General features: G+C 61.6%; 9 protein-coding genes. 4 read left to right on the top strand and 5 right to left on the bottom strand.

Going from position 1 to position 17,335, the window contains the following annotated elements; all coding sequences use genetic code 11:
• Positions 1 to 158 precede the first annotated feature (158 nt).
• The gene (gene putA, locus ACLEJR_RS03865; protein WP_440812241.1) at positions 159 to 4,112 is read right to left on the bottom strand and encodes a trifunctional transcriptional regulator/proline dehydrogenase/L-glutamate gamma-semialdehyde dehydrogenase; all 3,954 of its coding nucleotides are present in this window, start codon (positions 4,110 to 4,112) and stop codon (positions 159 to 161) included.
• 458 nt (positions 4,113 to 4,570) lie between these two features.
• On the opposite strand from putA, the gene putP reads away from it, so the two are divergent.
• From putP to ACLEJR_RS03885, 4 genes are all read left to right on the top strand, one after another.
• Positions 4,571 to 6,055, top strand: a complete 1,485-nt coding sequence (putP, locus tag ACLEJR_RS03870) for a sodium/proline symporter PutP (protein WP_440812243.1) — start codon at positions 4,571 to 4,573, stop codon at positions 6,053 to 6,055.
• Between the two features lie 254 nt (positions 6,056 to 6,309).
• Positions 6,310 to 8,364 (top strand): type VI secretion system Vgr family protein, encoded by a 2,055-nt coding sequence (locus ACLEJR_RS03875; RefSeq protein ID WP_440812245.1) that lies wholly within the window; start codon positions 6,310 to 6,312, stop codon positions 8,362 to 8,364.
• Positions 8,361 to 9,092 (top strand): DUF4123 domain-containing protein, encoded by a 732-nt coding sequence (locus tag ACLEJR_RS03880; protein WP_440812247.1) that lies wholly within the window; start codon positions 8,361 to 8,363, stop codon positions 9,090 to 9,092. Before ACLEJR_RS03875 ends, ACLEJR_RS03880 begins: the two co-directional genes overlap by 4 nt.
• Before the next feature lie 230 nt (positions 9,093 to 9,322).
• Complete coding sequence (locus ACLEJR_RS03885) at positions 9,323 to 10,162, top strand: 23S rRNA (adenine(2030)-N(6))-methyltransferase RlmJ (protein WP_440812250.1); 840 nt, start codon at positions 9,323 to 9,325, stop codon at positions 10,160 to 10,162.
• Between the two features lie 141 nt (positions 10,163 to 10,303).
• Here the strand turns inward: ACLEJR_RS03885 and msrA are convergent, their stop codons facing one another.
• From msrA to aceF, 4 genes are all read right to left on the bottom strand, one after another.
• Complete coding sequence (msrA, locus tag ACLEJR_RS03890; RefSeq protein ID WP_440812504.1) at positions 10,304 to 10,951, bottom strand: peptide-methionine (S)-S-oxide reductase MsrA; 648 nt, start codon at positions 10,949 to 10,951, stop codon at positions 10,304 to 10,306.
• A gap of 107 nt (positions 10,952 to 11,058) precedes the next feature.
• Entirely contained in the window at positions 11,059 to 13,752 is a 2,694-nt protein-coding gene (locus ACLEJR_RS03895) for a putative bifunctional diguanylate cyclase/phosphodiesterase (RefSeq protein WP_440797010.1), read from the bottom strand.
• Between the two features lie 194 nt (positions 13,753 to 13,946).
• Complete coding sequence (locus tag ACLEJR_RS03900; protein ID WP_440812252.1) at positions 13,947 to 15,338, bottom strand: alkaline phosphatase D family protein; 1,392 nt, start codon at positions 15,336 to 15,338, stop codon at positions 13,947 to 13,949.
• A 348-nt stretch (positions 15,339 to 15,686) separates the two neighbouring features.
• Positions 15,687 to 17,327, bottom strand: a complete 1,641-nt coding sequence (aceF, locus tag ACLEJR_RS03905) for a dihydrolipoyllysine-residue acetyltransferase (protein ID WP_440812254.1) — start codon at positions 17,325 to 17,327, stop codon at positions 15,687 to 15,689.
• Between the last annotated feature and the right edge of the window lie 8 nt (positions 17,328 to 17,335).

The raw sequence follows: 17,335 nt of genomic DNA on the forward strand, positions 1-17,335 counted from the left end.
AATGGGCCGAGTCTAGGCTGGGTAGATAGAGGGTGAACAGGAAGATTGATGGGGGTGATAAAGCGGCACAAGTTCTAAGCTGCAAGCTTCAAGCTTCAAGCTGCAAGTAAGTGCCTAGCTTTTACTTGCAGCTTGCAGCTCAAAACTTGCCGCTGCTGTTAACCGATCGTCATCAGGCTGGCGTTACCGCCCGCCGCCGCGGTGTTGACGCTCAGCGCGCGCTCGATCACCAGGCGCTCCAGCGCAATACCGGTTTCGCCTTGTGACAAACCGTGGACCCCGACGATGGCGCCGGCACGCTTGGCCACTTGCTGGCAAACACTGCGCAATTGATCCGAATCACCGTGGTGCAGGACCGCGTCAAATACCACGTCGTCCTTGGTCCAGTCGGAAACGCGCTGGATGCGCGCCTGGATGTCCTTCGGCAAGCGGGCGAACAAGGCCTTGCTCGTGTCGGTTTCCGGCCACACGGCCGAGCCGCCTACAGCCAGTACGGCCGCCAGTTGCGTCAGCAGGTCGCCTTCCACGTCGGCCAGGCACAACACGTGCTCGCGCGGCAGGATGGCGTAGCTGTTGCGCTCGCCCGTCGGGCCGGTCAGCTGGCGGGTGATACCGCTTTGCGACTGGGCCGCGAACTGCACGCACAAGGTGCTCAGCTCGGCGAGTTTCTGGCTGTCGGCCCAGGCTTGCAGGGCGGTCAGCGGTTTGCTCATGGCTTCGCGCAGGCGCAGGTCCGGCGCGTTGACGGCATCGGCGCGCACGAAGGACTGTTGGATCGCATCGGTCGGACGGGTCGACAGCAGGCGGTACAGGTACAGCGGGCCACCGGCCTTGGGCCCGGTGCCCGACAAACCTTCGCCGCCGAACGGCTGCACGCCGACCACGGCACCGACGATGTTGCGGTTCACGTAGACGTTGCCGGCGTGGACGTTATCGACCACCTTGGCAATGGTTTCGTCGATGCGGGTGTGCACGCCCAGGGTCAGGCCGTAGCCGGAGGCATTGATCTGATTGATCAACTGATCCAGCTCCTTGCGCTTGTAGCGCACCACGTGCAGTACCGGACCGAAGATCTCGCGTTGCAGCTCATCGAAGCTTTCCAGCTCGATCAGGGTCGGCATCACGAAGGTGCCGCGCTTGCACTCGTCACTGTCGGCAATTGCCATCTGGTACACGGTGCGACCTTTGTCGCGCATGGCCTGGATGTGTTTCTCGATGCCGGCCTTGGCTTCGGCGTCGATCACCGGGCCGATGTCGACCGACAGGCGCTCCGGGTTACCCAGGCGCGACTCGGCCATGGCGCCCTTGAGCATTTCGATCACGCGGTCGGCGGAATCTTCCTGCAAGCACAGGACCCTCAGGGCCGAGCAACGCTGGCCGGCGCTGTCGAAGGCCGACGACACCACGTCGATGACGACCTGTTCGGTCAGGGCCGATGAATCGACGATCATCGCGTTCTGGCCGCCGGTCTCGGCGATCAACGGGATCGGGCGGCCCTGATTATCCAGGCGACCGGCGATGTTGCGTTGCAACAGGCGCGCTACTTCGGTGGAACCGGTAAACATCACGCCTTTGACCCGCTCGTCACCCACCAGACGGGCACCGACGGTTTCGCCACGGCCCGGCAGCAGTTGCAACACGCCTTCCGGAATGCCGGCTTCAAGCAGCAGGCGCACAGCCTGGGCGGCCACCAGTGGGGTCTGCTCGGCAGGCTTGGCCAGGACCGGGTTGCCGGCCGCCAGGGCTGCGGCGACCTGGCCGCTGAAGATCGCCAGTGGGAAGTTCCACGGGCTGATGCACACAACCGGGCCCAGTGGACGGTGGGCGTCGTTGGTGAAATCGTTGCGTGCCTGTACCGCGTAGTAACGCAGGAAATCCACCGCTTCGCGGACTTCAGCGATGGCGTTGGCGAAGGTCTTGCCTGCTTCACGAGCCAACAGGCCCATCAGCGGCTGGATCTCGCCTTCCATCAGGTCGGCGGCGCGCTCCAGGATTGCGGCGCGCTCGGCCGGTGGCGTGGCCTGCCAGATCGGTGCGGCATTGAGGGCGCATTGGATAGCGTTGTCGACGTCGGCGACGGTGGCTTCCTGTACATGCCCGACCACGTCACGGTGGTCGGACGGGTTCAAGACCGGTGCCGGGGTTTCCTCGCTGGCGGCGCAACCGAGCATCGGCGCGGCCTTCCAGTCGTTATGGGCCGTTGCCAACAGCGCGCAGGACAACGAGGCCAGGCGATGTTCGTTGGCCATGTCGATGCCGCTGGAGTTGGCGCGCTCGCTGCCGTACAGGTCGCGTGGCAATGGAATGCGCGGATGCGGCAGGCCGAAACCACCTTCCAGAGTCGCCATTTGCTCGATGCTCGCGACCGGGTCGGCCACCAGTTCCTGGATGGAAATGGACTGGTCGGCGATGCGGTTGACGAACGAGGTGTTGGCGCCGTTTTCCAACAGGCGACGCACCAGGTAGGCCAGCAGCGTCTCGTGGGTGCCGACCGGGGCGTACACGCGGCACGGACGGTTCAGCTTGCCGTCGGAAACCTTGCCTACCACCTGCTCGTACAGCGGTTCGCCCATGCCATGCAGGCACTGGAATTCGTACTGGCCCGGGTAATAGTTCTGACCGGCGATGTGATAAATGGCCGACAACGTGTGGGCGTTGTGGGTGGCGAACTGCGGGTAGATGACTTCCGGCACCGACAGCAGCTTGCGGGCGCAAGCGATGTAGGACACGTCGGTGTACACCTTGCGGGTGTAGACCGGATAGCCTTCCAGGCCTTCGACCTGGGCGCGCTTGATCTCGCTGTCCCAGTAGGCGCCTTTTACCAGGCGGATCATCAGGCGGTGACGGCTGCGGCGAGCCAGGTCGATCACATAGTCGATCACATACGGGCAGCGCTTCTGGTACGCCTGGATCACGAAGCCGATGCCGTTCCAGCCGGTCAGTTGCGGCTCGAAGCACAGGCGCTCCAGCAGGTCCAGGGACAGTTCGAGGCGGTCGGCTTCTTCGGCGTCGATGTTCAGGCCGATGTCGTATTGCTTGGCCAGCAGGGTCAGCGACAGCAGGCGCGGATACAGCTCGTCCATGACGCGTTCGTACTGGGCGCGGCTGTAGCGTGGGTGCAGGGCCGAGAGCTTGATGGAAATGCCCGGGCCTTCATAAATCCCACGGCCGTGGGACGCTTTGCCGATCGAGTGGATGGCTTGTTCGTACGAGGCCAGGTATTTCTGCGCGTCATGTTCGGTGAGCGCCGCTTCACCCAGCATGTCGTAGGAATAGCGGAAGCCCTTGGATTCGAATTTGCTGGCGTTGGCCAAGGCTTCGGCGATGGTTTCGCCGGTGACGAACTGCTCGCCCATCAGGCGCATCGCCATGTCGACGCCCTTGCGGATCATCGGTTCGCCGCTCTTGCCGATGATGCGGCTCAGAGAGGAGGTCAGGCCCGCTTCATTATGGGTGGCGACCAGCTTGCCGGTCAGCAGCAGGCCCCAGGTCGCGGCGTTGACGAACAGCGACGGGCTGTTGCCCAAGTGCGGTTGCCAGTTGCCGGTGCTGATCTTGTCGCGGATCAGTGCGTCGCGGGTGCCTTTGTCCGGAATGCGCAGCAGCGCTTCGGCCAGGCACATCAGTGCCACGCCTTCCTGGGACGACAGGGAGAACTCCTGCAGCAGGCCCTGGACAATCCCGGCACGGCCGCCGGCACTCTTCTGGTTGCGCAGCTTCTCGGCAATCGAGGCGGCCAGCTTGTTGGTGGCCTCGGCCATTTGGGCCGGCAGGCGCGCCTGTTCGATCAGCATCGGAACCACTTCCGGCTCTGGGCGACGGTAAGCGGCCGTGATGGAAGCGCGCAGGACCGATTGCGGCAGGATGCTTTCGGCAAATTCCAGGAAACATTGGTGCGCGTGGTCGACCGGGACTTCGCCGGCGTCATCGCTGTCGGCGCGAAGAGCACCGTTGAGCTCGGTCAGGGTTGCACCACCCTCGAGTTTTTCCAGGTAATTGTAAATTGCCTGCTTGATCAGCCAGTGCGGCGTGCGATCAATCGAGGTTGCGGCCGCCTTGAGGCGTTCGCGGGTCGGGTCATCGAGTTTGACCCCGAGGGTGGTGGTAGCCATATTTTTATCCTCATGTTTACCACGTACGGCGTGGCATCAGCTGGCGGCAAGATTAGCTGCGCGCAGAATGAGGTGCAACCGGGTGCAACCCTTTTTTTGTTGAAACAATGAGCAGTTCGTCAGGCGGCAGATACGCACCTGTTTGTAGTGCACCGACCTGGTGCTTTAATTTCAGGTTGAGGGTCCATGAGTGCACCAAATAAGGGCGATAATCGGAAAGTCGACGATAAAACCGATCAGGTGCAACTGATTCGAGCGAAACAGGTTGCACCTCATTTCATTTGTTGAATAGCATTCGCGGCCAAGGTGCAACCGGTTCTTGCCGGGAACACCGGCTGATGGCTTTCCTGGGGAAACATCAGCATAAATTCGCGGGTCTGCAAATCGTCGCTACAACGTCCGTTGTCGGCGTTACCAGCTGCCACCGCTACATAAAAACAAAGCCAGGGCGTAATTCAATGAGTGTTAGCAATCCCACGTTGATCACTTTCGTGATCTATATCGCAGCCATGGTCCTGATCGGCCTGATGGCTTACCGTTCCACCAATAACCTTTCCGATTACATCCTGGGCGGTCGCAGTCTGGGTAGCGTGGTCACGGCCCTGTCCGCCGGTGCCTCGGACATGAGCGGCTGGTTGTTGATGGGGCTGCCAGGTGCCATCTACATGTCCGGTCTGTCGGAAAGCTGGATCGCCATCGGCCTGATCGTCGGCGCGTACCTGAACTGGCTGTTCGTGGCCGGTCGCCTGCGGGTACAGACCGAGCACAACGGCGACGCGCTGACGCTGCCGGACTACTTCGCCAGCCGCTTCGAAGACAAGAGCGGCCTGCTGCGGATCATCTCCGCCGTGGTGATTCTGGTGTTCTTCACCATCTACTGCGCGTCCGGCATCGTGGCCGGTGCCCGTTTGTTCGAAAGCACGTTCGGCATGTCCTACGAGACTGCGCTGTGGGCCGGTGCTGCGGCGACCATTGCCTACACATTCGTCGGCGGTTTCCTGGCCGTGAGCTGGACCGATACCGTCCAGGCCACCTTGATGATCTTCGCCCTGATCCTGACACCGATCATCGTGCTGCTGGCCACCGGCGGCGTGGACACCACGTTCCTGGCCATCGAAGCGAAAGACCCCTCGGCCTTCGACATGCTCAAGAACACCACCTTCATCGGCATCATCTCGCTGATGGGCTGGGGCCTGGGCTACTTCGGCCAGCCGCACATCCTGGCGCGTTTCATGGCGGCCGATTCGGTCAAGTCCATCGCCAACGCTCGTCGTATCTCCATGACCTGGATGATCCTGTGCCTGGGCGGCACCGTTGCTGTCGGCTTCTTTGGTATCGCTTACTTCTCGGCGCACCCTGAAGTGGCTGGTCCGGTCACCGAGAACCACGAGCGCGTGTTCATCGAGCTGGCAAAACTGCTGTTCAACCCATGGATTGCCGGTGTATTGCTGTCGGCCATTCTCGCGGCGGTGATGAGCACCCTGAGCTGCCAGTTGCTGGTGTGCTCCAGCGCCCTGACCGAAGACTTTTACAAGACCTTCCTGCGCAAGAGCGCTTCGCAGCTGGAGCTGGTCTGGGTCGGCCGCGCCATGGTGCTGCTGGTGGCGCTGGTAGCCATCGCCCTGGCCGCCAATCCTGAAAACCGTGTCCTGGGCCTGGTGAGCTACGCCTGGGCCGGTTTCGGTGCCGCGTTCGGTCCTGTGGTGCTGATCTCGGTTATCTGGAAAGGCATGACCCGTAACGGCGCGCTGGCGGGCATCCTGGTGGGTGCGATCACCGTGATCGTCTGGAAGCATTTCGAGCTGCTGGGTCTGTACGAAATCATCCCGGGCTTTATTTTCGCCAGCCTGGCCATTTTCTTCGTCAGTAAGATGGGCTCGCCTACCGCAGGTATGGTGCAGCGCTTCGAAGCGGCCGAGAAAGATTTCCGCTTGAACCAATAAGGCATTCGGCGAGGCCTGGACGGCTCGCTTGATGGATCAGCAACGGCCTGTCTCTCTTGGAGGCGGGCCGTTTTTTATTGGACGATGTCGGGGTAGGCGCTATTTTGCAGCCAGCTGTCTATCGGAAAAGACGACACGCCTTGCGGCTTTTTTCTCTGCAGATCTAAGGCAACGTCTGTTTTTCTTGAGCGCCGACCCATTGTCCGTAGGGCTCATGCAGAATCGGTCGCCTTTATCCAGCAGAGGCACCTCGGATGTACCCGCCTGCCATCCCTTCGCGATTCGTCCTGACATTCGACAGCGGGCCTGATGAATTCGAGGTGCTTGAGTTCAAGGGCAATGAAGCGATCAGCCAGCCATATCGCTTTGACCTTGAGTTGGTCAGCGAGCGGTTCGACCTGTCACTGGAAGAGCTTTTGCACCGCCAGGCCTACCTGGCGTTCGGAAGCCAGGGGCGGGGTGTACACGGTCAGGTCTACAGCGTCGCCCAGGGTGATTGCGGCAAGCGTCTGGCTCATTACCGGATCAGCCTGGTGCCACGCCTGACGTACCTGCGGCATCGCATCAATCAGCGGATCTTCCAGCACCTGAGCGTGCCGTCAATTGTCACCCGGATCCTCAAGGAGCATGGCATCCAGGGCGACACCTTCCGCTTCAGCCTCAGTGGGCAATACCCCGAACGCGAGTACTGCGTGCAATACGCCGAGAGCGATCTGGCGTTCATCGAGCGTATCTGTGCCGAGGTCGGCATTCACTATCACTTCAGGCACAGCCCCGAAGGACATCTGCTGGTGTTCGGCGACGACCAGACGGTCTTTACTCACCTGGCTGAACCGACGATTTATCAGCCGGACAGCGGCTTGGCCGCCAGCGAGCCGACGCTCAAGTCGCTGACGGTACGGCTCCAAACCCGGACCAGTGCCGTGACGCTGCGCGACTATGACTTTTCCAAACCCGGCCAGGCGCTGCAAACCCACCTCGACAATCAGCAGCGGCCGGTACTGGAAGACTATCGCTATCCGGGGCAATTCTCCGATCGTGAGCATGGCCGTCACCTGACTCGGCGCGCACTCGAACGCCATGTGGTCGATTATCGTCTGGCCGAAGGGCGCAGTGATCAACCGGCACTGGTCAGCGGGCATTTCATGCAGGTGCACGAGCATCCCCGAAAGCAATGCAATGATCTCTGGCTGCTTACCGAAGTTTCCCATCACGGTCGACAACCCCAGGTTCTGGAGGAAGCGGCTGGCATCAGCCCGGATGAGTTGCAGGGCTACCGCAATACATTCCTGGCGACGCCGTGGGATGTTTTCTATCGTCCGCCCCTGCATCACCCGAAGCCGCAAGCCCGGGGTTATCAATCGGCGGTGGTCACCGGGCCTGTGGACAGCGAGATCCACTGCGATGCGTGGGGGCGGGTCAAGGTCCAGTTGATCTGGGACCGTGACGGCAAGCGTGACGAGCACGCCAGTTGCTGGTTGCGGGTGGCCTCCGGCTGGGCCTATGACCGCTACGGCGCGGTGATGATTCCCCGGGTGGGGATGGAAGTGCTGGTGGGATTCATCGACGGTGATGTGGACAAGCCCCTGGTGGTCGGCTGCCTGCCCAATGGTGCCAATCCGCCGCCCCTGGATCTGCCGGCGGACAAGACCCGCAGCATCTGGCGCAGCCAGAGCAGCCCCGGCGGTGGCGGTTATAACGAGTTGCGCATCGAGGACCGCAAGGGCGCCGAAGAGATCTATGTGCGCGCCCAGCGAGACTGGACCCAACATGTGCTGCACGACCAGCGGGTGCAGGTCGATCATGAGCGCAGCATCGTCGTTACCGGTACTGCGCGCCACGAGCTCAAGGCCGATGAACAGCGCATCACCCACGGCCGCCGACAGGCGGAGGTCAGGCAGGACGACCACTTGCTGGTCACCGGCGAGCGACACATTCGGGTGACCAGTCAGGCCCTCAACGCCAGCCAGCAGTTTCATGTCAGTGCCGGACAGCAGATCGTGCTGGATGCGGGCGTCAGGGTGACGATCCAGGCGGGGGGGCATTGGATCAATATCGGCGCGGCGGGAATCTTCAGCAGTGTGCCGATCGAAGTCGGTGGCGCACCGATGCCAGCCAGGAGCGCGGCACCTGCCGTGTCGGACGTTGCGCGTAGTGCTGCCATCCTGGCCTCCCCGCTTTCCCTGGCGCAAATGCTGAGCCTGGGCGGTGCGGCTCCGTTCTGTGAAGAGTGCGAGCGTTGCAGGAGCGGTGTCTGCGCAACCCCGCCGCTTGCCCCCCAAGTGCTACCTGCCGGGACGAGAGTATGAAGGATGGCCAATCTCCCCGCGCCTGGCTTCAAGCGCGTCCCTTGCAGGCAGGCGAGCATCTGTATGCCGTCTTCAGCAACGCCAGCAGCGCCGGAGCACTGGATGCCTGGAGGCGCTCGATGACTTGTGCTCCCAGCCCGATATGGGCCGATACGCCTTACGCTGAATGGGAAGCGGTGATGCCCTACGTAGGCGCCGTCGCCCTAGACAGCGGGTTTCTCGATTGGATCGCTACAGGCGACTCACTCGACTGGGGGTGGCTGGCGGTGTCGTCTGCCAGCCAGGACACCCTTGCCAAACATTTATGCGGGCTGACGCAGGTCCTGCTGCCGGGAGGTCGGTCGGTATTTTTCCGTTTCTGGGATGGCCGTTTCTTGCACCCAATCCTGCAATCACCGGAGGTCGAGGCCGGGCAGCTTTTGCCGGTCGTCAGGCGTTGCCTGATCAACGGTCAAGCGCTGGAAATCGTCGCAAATGCCCATAGCCCGGCGCAGGCCTATCCCTGGTGGAAAGTGCCTGGCGCAGTGCTCAAGTTGATGGCAGGGCATTCGACCGACTGCCTGCGGGACAATCTGCTCAAATGGTTGAGCGAGGAGCATCCGTATCTGTACGAGCGGGTCGACGAACGCATCCTGCGGCGCAAGGTCGCGTATTTCCTCGAAACGTCAGGGGCCGGCGAAGCGCCGAGGGCGCCGTTGCTCGCTTTTCTGATGCAAGAGCTGGGTTGATTTATGCCCCGGTCCGCTCTTGTGGCGAGGGAGCTTGCTCCCGCTGGGTTGCGCAGCGACCCCATGATCATGCGAGCGCTTCGCACTCGAGCGCGAGCAAGTTCCCTCGCCACGGTCCTTTCCATCCTTCAAAAGTGCAGCCCTCAGCCTTGCCCACCGCCCGCCGGGCCGCGAGTCCCTGACGTGCGACGCGCTTCGCGGTAAACTCGTCGCCCTTCGCAGGAGCCGCCATGAACTATCGCCACGCCTTCCACGCCGGCAATCACGCCGATGTGTTCAAACACCTGACCTTGACCCGTCTCATTGCCCTGATGTCGCGCAAGGAACAGCCCTTCGCCTACCTCGATACCCACGCGGGTATCGGGCTGTACGACTTGCAGGGTGACCAGGCTAACCGTACCGGTGAATACCTGGAAGGTATCGCGCGGTTGTGGGGCGTTGACGACCTGCCGCCGCTGACCGGCGATTACATGAAGGTGCTGCGGGACATGAACCCGGACGGGCAGTTGCGCTATTACCCAGGCTCACCGGAACTGGCGCGACGCCTGACCCGCCCCCAGGACCGCGTGTTGCTCAACGAAAAACACCCGCAAGACGGCGTCCTGCTCAAGGACAACATGAAAGGCGACCGGCGTGTCGCCGTGCACCTGGGCGAAGGCTGGCACGTGCCCCGGGCACTGCTGCCGGTGGCGGAGAAGCGCGGCCTGATGCTGATCGATCCGCCCTTCGAGCAGCTTGACGAAATGCAACGCTGCGCCGCGTCCCTCAAGGACGCCATCGGTCGGATGCGCCAGACCGTGGCGGCGATTTGGTACCCGGTGAAGGACCAGCGGACGTTGCGCCGTTTTTACCAGGACCTGGCCGGTACCGGAGCACCGAAGCTGTTGCGGGTGGAGCTGCTGGTGCATCCACTCGCGACGCCCAACAGCCTGAACGGCTCCGGCCTAGCGATTGCCAATCCGCCGTGGGGGCTGGAGGAGGAGTTGCGGGAGCTGCTGCCGTGGCTGTCGAAGAAGCTCGGACAGACCCAGGGTGGGTGGCAAATGGATTGGTTGATTGCGGAAAGTTGATCAGTTGATGTGATGGCGCCTGAAGGGACGCCATCGCGAGCAGGCTCGCTCCCACAGGTTCGATGCCAGGCATTCATGCTGAGAACGCCATAGATCCATTGTGGGAGCGAGCCTGCTCGCGAAGCTTTTAGAACCTGTAAATCAGATCGGGCAGGTCACGCCCGTACCGCCGATCCCGCAATACCCTTCAGGGTTTTTCGCCAGGTACTGCTGGTGATAGGCCTCGGCGAAGTAGAACGTCGGCGCTTCTTCGATTTCGGTGGTGATGGTGCCCTTGCCGGCCTTGGTCAGTTCCGCCTGGAAGATGTCCTTGCTGTGCTGGGCGGCCGCCAGTTGATCCGGGTTGGTGGCATAGATGACCGAGCGATATTGAGTGCCGATGTCGTTGCCCTGGCGCATCCCCTGGGTCGGGTTGTGCAATTCCCAGAACATCTTCAGCAGCGCTTCATAGCTGACTTTCGCAGGTTCGTAGACCACCAGCACCACTTCACTGTGGCCAGTGAGGCCCGAGCAGACCTCTTCATAGGTCGGGTTCGGTGTGAAGCCGCCGGCATAGCCCACGGCGGTACTGACCACGCCTTCACGCTGCCAGAACCTGCGCTCGGCGCCCCAGAAGCAGCCCAGGCCGAAAATCGCAAAATCCACGTCCATGGCGAACGGGCCCAGCAGCGGCGCATCGAGGACGAAGTGTTTTTCCGGCACGGTCATTGGGGTTTCGCGGCCAGGTAGAGCTTGTTCTTGAGTAGGGAGCACGTTTTTGTTCACCAGGATTTCCGAGCGCAAGACCATCATCAGTCCTCTTAGGGAGGCAGCTGCAAGTCGCAACTGCAAGCTACAAGTGGTGAGAGTGTGCCATCGTTTGCTTGAAGCTTGAAGCTTGAAGCTTGAAGCTTGAGCTACGCGAGCGGACCACGCGGATAACGCTTGAGCTTCTCGATCAGCTCTGCGCCGGGGATTGGCCGGTCGAACAGGTAGCCCTGGCCGACGTCACAGCGGTGGCGACGCAGGAAGGTCAACTGCTGGGCAGTCTCGATGCCTTCCGCTACCACCTTGAGTTTCAGGTTGTGAGCCATGGCGATCACCGCGGAGGTGATTTCCATGTCGTCCTGGTTGTCCGGGATTTCGTGGATGAAGCTGCGATCGATCTTGATGATGTCGATCGGGAATTTCTTCAAGTAGCTCAGGGACGAATATCCGGTGCCGAAGTCATCCATGGCCAGCGTCAGGCCCAGGCGCTTGAGCTGGTCGAGCTGCAAGTGGGTGTCTTCGGTGGCTTCCAGCAGCAGGCCTTCGGTCAGTTCCAGTTCCAAGAGCCAGGCCGGGAGCTGTTCTTCCTTGAGAATGCTGGCAATCGAGGCGACCAGGTCCGGGTCGGAAAACTGCTTGGGCGACAGGTTGATTGCCACTTGCAGGTTGCCCAGGCCGGCGGCAGTCAGTTGCTTGCTCATGCGGCAGGCCTGGCGGGCGATCCATTTGCCGATGGGGATGATAAGACCGGTTTCCTCGGCCACGCTGATGAACTGGTCCGGGCGGATCATGCCTTTTTCCGGATGATTCCAGCGCAGCAGCGCTTCCATCCCCAGCAGGCGACCGCTGCGCAGGCACAGCTTGGGCTGGTAGAACACGTCCAGTTCGTTCTGGGTCAGGGCCCGGCGCAGGTTGTTTTCCACGAACAGCTTGTAGCTGGCCTCGGCGTTCAGCGCTTCGGTGAACACCTGGACCTGATGCTTGCCGTTGGCCTTGGCCTTGTGCAAGGCGAGGCCGGCGTTGCGCATCAGGGTCTGTGGATCACGGCCATGCAGCGGTGCGCAAGCCAGACCTACGGAGCCGGTCACGCTGATCAGCTGGTTGTCGACGAACATTGGTTTGTCGAGGGTCATCAACAGCTGGCCGGCGATCTGCTGACCGGCTTCCAGGTCGGTGTCGTCCAGCAGTACGGCGAACTCGTTACTGGCGAAGCGCGCCAGGCTGCCGCTGGGGCTCAGGCTGTTGCGCAGGCGCCGGGCCAGGCTGATCAGCAATTTGTCGCCGGTCTGGTGGCCGAGGCTGTCGTTGATGCGCTTGAAGTTGTCGATGTCCACCAGCAGCAGGCTGATGGGCGAGTCGCTGTCGCGGGCGAAGCGCTCATCCAGGTTGCGAATGAACGCCGGGCGGTTGCCCAGGTTGGTCAGGTTGTCGGTGTAGGCCAGGCGCTCGATGCGCTGCTGGGCCAGCTTGGTCTGGGTGATGTCTTCGTAGATGCCGATGTAATGGGTCAGCTCACGGTTGTCGCCGTAGACCTTGGAAATCGACAACTGGCCCCAGTAGGGTTCCAGGTTCTTGCGCCGGCTCTTGAACTCACCCTGCCAGCTGTTGTTCTGGCCCAGCGCCGAGGGCGCGTCGAACAGCAGCTCGCTGAGGTTCTCCAGGGCCGGCAATTCAGACAGGCGCTGGCCGTGGACTTCCTCGGTGGTGTACTGGGTGATCGCGGTGAAGCTGGGATTGACGTACTCCACCACGCCGTCGCAGTTGACCAGCAGGAACGCGTTGGCGCTCTGTTCCACGGCGCGCTGGAACAGGTGCAGGGCGCTGGTGGCAGTCCGTCGGTTGTGGTTATTGATGACCTGGGCGAACTGGTCCGCCAGCTCACCGGCAAAAGCGATCTCATCCGACTGCCAGGCGCGGGTAGCGCCCACTTGTTCCAGGCACAGTACGCCCACCACTTGGCCATCGATGCGCACGCTGGCGTCGAGCATGGCATTGACGTCGCGGGCGCGCAGGCTTTCGGCCATTTCCCGGGTACGCGGATCGCGTATGGCGTTATGCGCATCAATGGCCCGACAGGTCTGCAACGCCTCCATGTAGTTGGGGAATTCGTTGGCGTCGATCGCCGCCGGCAGGAAGTATTCCTGGGTGGTGCGGTTGTAGGCCGAGATCGGCACCAACTTGCCGTCTTCCAGGTTCCAGATACTGGCGCAGTCGATCTGGTAGATATCGCAGGCGCTGCGGGTGATCAATTCGGCCGCTTCGAGCAGCGAGTTATTGGCGCTGTAGCGTTGGCGGGTAAGCAGCAGGATCAGATCCTGCTGGGCGCGCACCCGGTCCAGGTGCTGGAGCTGTTCCTGCTGGGCCCGCTGGTTCAGTTCCAGGGCAATCTGCAAGCGTGAGTTCTGGGTTTCCAGGTCCAGCGCCGGCATGGACGGCTCGCCTTGCAGCAAGCTGTCGACCACCAGCAGGTAGCCGCGCAGCAGATGACGATTGTGTTGCTTATAGGCTTCCCCGGTCTCCAGCACGTTCATCGGGCCTTGGGCGGTGTGGAGCATGTAGCGGATCTGGTAATGCGAGGCCTGGGCCAGCTGTTGCTGGATCGCGTCGTGCAGTTGATATCGCGCCTCGGGCTCCATCAGGCTGGCGTAGGGCGAGCTGACCAGCGAACACAGGTCTACCGCCGGCAGTCCGAAGTATCGTTCGCAGTTGGGATCGAGGAACAACAGCGCCCAGCTTGCTTCATTCAGCCGTTCGAAACGCAGCATGCCGAGCCGCGAGGGCACCGGTAACTGCGTCACTACCTCGGCCGCCATTCGGCTGGCGGCATCGGGTTGGCTTTTCATGGGGAAACTCGCTTCGAAAATGCTGATCGCGCCGGGCTGACGCCCTCGTTATTACGGATTGCCGCAAGGTTGCATCATTGCGGCACTGGCTGACAAGAGAGATGAAGGCCAAGTGCTATAAACCTTTTATCGGCCGACGAAGGGATTTCTCCAGTCGCCGACCGATAAGAGGGTGTCGCAAAGGCTACCGCTGGTCAGCGAAGCCCGATTTCCACGGTCTGCAGCAGGCTGCCGTTACGGTCGTGAAAGCTCACTTGTACGTTCTGCGCCGTGACGTGCAGGCGGGCAAAGTTGTCTTGGCTGACCACATTGCTGGTCAGTTCATAGTGGTACTCGCCGCTGTCATCCCCGGCCATGGGAGCGTCGAAAATAAAGTCCGATGCCTTGGCGAAAGGCAGCAGCCTGCTGTTACACAAAGGCGAGGAAACAATGGTGTTGACCTCGAACTCGGGATCCTGGCTATGGCGCAGGCGGCTGGTCATGGAGCCGTGTACATCGCCCGAGACGAAGATCACGTTCTTGATCCTCTCGTGGCGCAAGGTTTCCAGCAGGCGCATGCGTTGTTCCGCAAAGGCCTGCCAGGCGTCCCCGTCGTTACGTTTGCTGTCGGGATAGAACATGACGCTGGTCACGACGAACTTGACCCGTGCGCGGCTGTGGACGAGCCAGTGGAGCAGCGCCTGCTCCTGGGTTTCATCCAGGATGCGTCGGTTGTCTGGCGACAGGTTGCGTTGAGTGCGACTGTCGGTGACAAACCATTCAATATCGCCGTGGGCAAATGTATACCAATATCTGTTCAGTGTTTTATTAATAGTTCCGTCATGGCGAAGTTCATGAGCCGGGCCGTGGCTGGCTTGATAAAGTTCATATGCGCTCATCGCGTTGGCATAGAGAACATCATCGTTGACCGTTCTGTTGGCCGGCCAGTTATCTTCGATCTCGTGGTCGTCGAGCATCATGTAAGTGGGTACGCCAGACATGAGTCGGGCGATATGGGGTTGAGAGAAGACAGTTCGGTATTTAAAGAGAATGCTCTTGTAGCTCCGATCCGGGGCGAGTTTATTCAAATCGTCGAGATACACTTGGTCGCCGGTCATCAATACCGCGCTGATCGGCGGGTCGGCCAGGGCTGCGATTCGGTTGATGCCGGCGAAGATGCGGTCACCGAGGCCCGGCAGCGATGGCACGCCGGCGGTGATTCGCAGGTACCGACATGATCCTACGATATAAGCGCGAGGCGCGTGGTTCTCAGCGTCTTGCGTACGCAGGCAGTAAAGGGTCCGGGGCCATTGCAACGGCAGTTCCTGGATGGTGGCGACGGTGTGGGTCGGGCTCAGGGGGCTGAACCAGCCTGCCTGGTATTCATAATAGGTATTGGCTTGAAGGCCTTTGAGCACAATCACATCGGACATGTCGCGGTGTGGCTCCAATTGCACGAATTGTCCTTTCGACCAGTTAGTTTCTCCTTTGCGCCGATGGCGAATACCGGCGAATACCAACTTGTTATCGCGATCACCGCGCAGGAATATTCGAGCGTGGTCGGTAGTTGTGTGGCCAACAATAGGGCCGACGGTGGGTTTGAACATATTCGAGTCCATTCGAATTGCAGCATTAATAAAGTGTCGGCGAAACTGATCAGGAGTCTCGCGGGTTTGATGCTAAAGCGCGTGGCGTCATAAATATTGATAGGGGAGGGGGCACAGGCTGTGGGTAATGACTAACAGGGGGCGTAGTCTTTTATAAGAAATGGCGTAGGAAAATCCTCGGCCTACGCCATTGCCTGCCGGTTAACGCTTTTCACCCACAGAGTCGCGCCGTTGATGCTTGAACTTCAGGCAAAAAAAGCCCCGCCATACGGGCGGGGTTGAGGTACGAGCGTGGCGCTCGGAAAACAGCGGTGCGAAAGGCCCTTCCCTGGGGAAGGGCCTTTGGGCTTACAGCAGGATGGTACGGATGTCGCCCAACAGGTCGCTCAGGCGCTTGGTGAAGCGCGCAGCGGCGGCACCGTTGATCACACGGTGGTCGTAGGACAGCGACAGCGGCAGCATCAGCTTCGGCTGGAAGGCCTTACCGTCCCAGACTGGCTGGATAGTGGCCTTGGAAACGCCCAGGATCGCCACCTCCGGCGCGTTGACGATCGGCGTGAAGCCGGTGCCGCCAATGTGGCCGAGGCTGGAAATGGTGAAGCAGGCGCCTTGCATGTCGTCGGCGGTGAGCTTCTTGTTCCGGGCTTTTTCGGCCAGGGCAGCGGCTTCGCCGGCCAGTTGCAGCAGGCTCTTCTGGTCGACGTTGCGGATGACCGGTACCAGCAGGCCTTCCGGGGTGTCGACAGCGAAGCCGATGTGCACGTATTTCTTGCGGATCACAGCCTTGCCGCTTGGCGCCAGGGAGCTGTTGAAGTCCGGCAGTTCCTTGAGCAGGTGCGCGCAGGCCTTGAGCAGCAGTGGCAGCACAGTCAGCTTCACACCGGCCTTTTCCGCCACGGCTTTCTGCGCCACGCGGAAAGCTTCCAGTTCGGTGATGTCAGCTTGGTCGAACTGAGTCACGTGCGGGATGTTCAGCCAGCTGCGGTGCAGGCTCGACGCGCCGATCTGCATCAGGCGGGTCATGGCGACTTCTTCGGTTTCGCCGAAGCGGCTGAAGTCCACCGCCGGGATCGGCGGGATACCCGCGCCGCCGGTGGCGCCCTCGGCCGGTGCGTCCTTGGCCTTCTGCATCATGGCCTTGACGTAGGCCTGTACGTCTTCCTTCAGCACGCGACCGTGCGGGCCGCTTGGGCTGACACCCGACAGCTCGACACCGAATTCACGGGCCAACTGGCGCACCGCAGGACCGGCGTGAACCTTGGCACCGCTGGGGGCAGGCGCGGCGACCGGTGCTGGCGCAGCCTCCGCTTTAGCGGCCGGTGCAGCAGCGGGGGCTGGAGCTGCTTCGGCCTTGGCGGGAGCCGGTGCAGCGGCTGGAGCTGGCGCGGCGGGTGCAGCAGCGCCGGCGACTTTCAGCTTGAGGATCAGGTCACCCGTGCCGACTTCGTCTTCCAGCTTGATCTCGACGCTTTCCACCACGCCGGCGGCCGGCGATGGGATTTCCATGCTGGCTTTGTCGGATTCCAGGGTGATCAGCGACTGGTCGGCTTCGACGGTGTCGCCGGCCTTGACCAGTACTTCGATGATCCTGGCCTTGCCCGACGAACCGATGTCCGGGACATGGATGTCCTGGACAGTGGCGGCGGCAGGCGCAGCGGCCGGTGCGGGAGCCGCCTCGGCAGCCGGTGCGGCAGCGGGCTTTTCAGCGGCCGCCGGGGCCGCGGCAGGTGCGGCTGCCTCAGGCGCCGCAGCGGCGCCCTCGACTTCCAGCTCCAGCAGCTCGTCGCCTTCTTTCAGGCGATCGCCCAGCTTCACTTTCAGGCTCTTGATGACACCGGCCTTCGGCGCTGGCACTTCCATGCTGGCCTTGTCCGATTCAAGCGTCAGGATGCTCTGGTCGGCTTCGATACGGTCGCCGACCTTCACAAACAGTTCAATTACTTCACCTTCACCGCTGCCGATGTCAGGTACGCGAATGAGTTCGCTCACGAAAATTC

The sequence above is a fragment of the Pseudomonas sp. SMN5 genome (genome assembly GCF_052041925.1).
Classification (GTDB): domain Bacteria; phylum Pseudomonadota; class Gammaproteobacteria; order Pseudomonadales; family Pseudomonadaceae; genus Aquipseudomonas.

Excerpts from the sequence above, each read along its gene's own strand:
- putA (WP_440812241.1), bottom strand. The coding sequence starts at position 4,112 with ATGGCTACCACCACCCTCGGGGTCAAACTCGATGACCCGACCCGCGAA.
- ACLEJR_RS03875 (WP_440812245.1), top strand. The coding sequence starts at position 6,310 with ATGTACCCGCCTGCCATCCCTTCGCGATTCGTCCTGACATTCGACAGC.
- ACLEJR_RS03885 (WP_440812250.1), top strand. The coding sequence starts at position 9,323 with ATGAACTATCGCCACGCCTTCCACGCCGGCAATCACGCCGATGTGTTC.
- msrA (WP_440812504.1), bottom strand. The coding sequence starts at position 10,951 with ATGGTCTTGCGCTCGGAAATCCTGGTGAACAAAAACGTGCTCCCTACT.
- ACLEJR_RS03880 (WP_440812247.1), top strand. The coding sequence starts at position 8,361 with ATGAAGGATGGCCAATCTCCCCGCGCCTGGCTTCAAGCGCGTCCCTTG.
- putP (WP_440812243.1), top strand. The coding sequence starts at position 4,571 with ATGAGTGTTAGCAATCCCACGTTGATCACTTTCGTGATCTATATCGCA.
- ACLEJR_RS03895 (WP_440797010.1), bottom strand. The coding sequence starts at position 13,752 with ATGAAAAGCCAACCCGATGCCGCCAGCCGAATGGCGGCCGAGGTAGTG.
- ACLEJR_RS03900 (WP_440812252.1), bottom strand. The coding sequence starts at position 15,338 with ATGTTCAAACCCACCGTCGGCCCTATTGTTGGCCACACAACTACCGAC.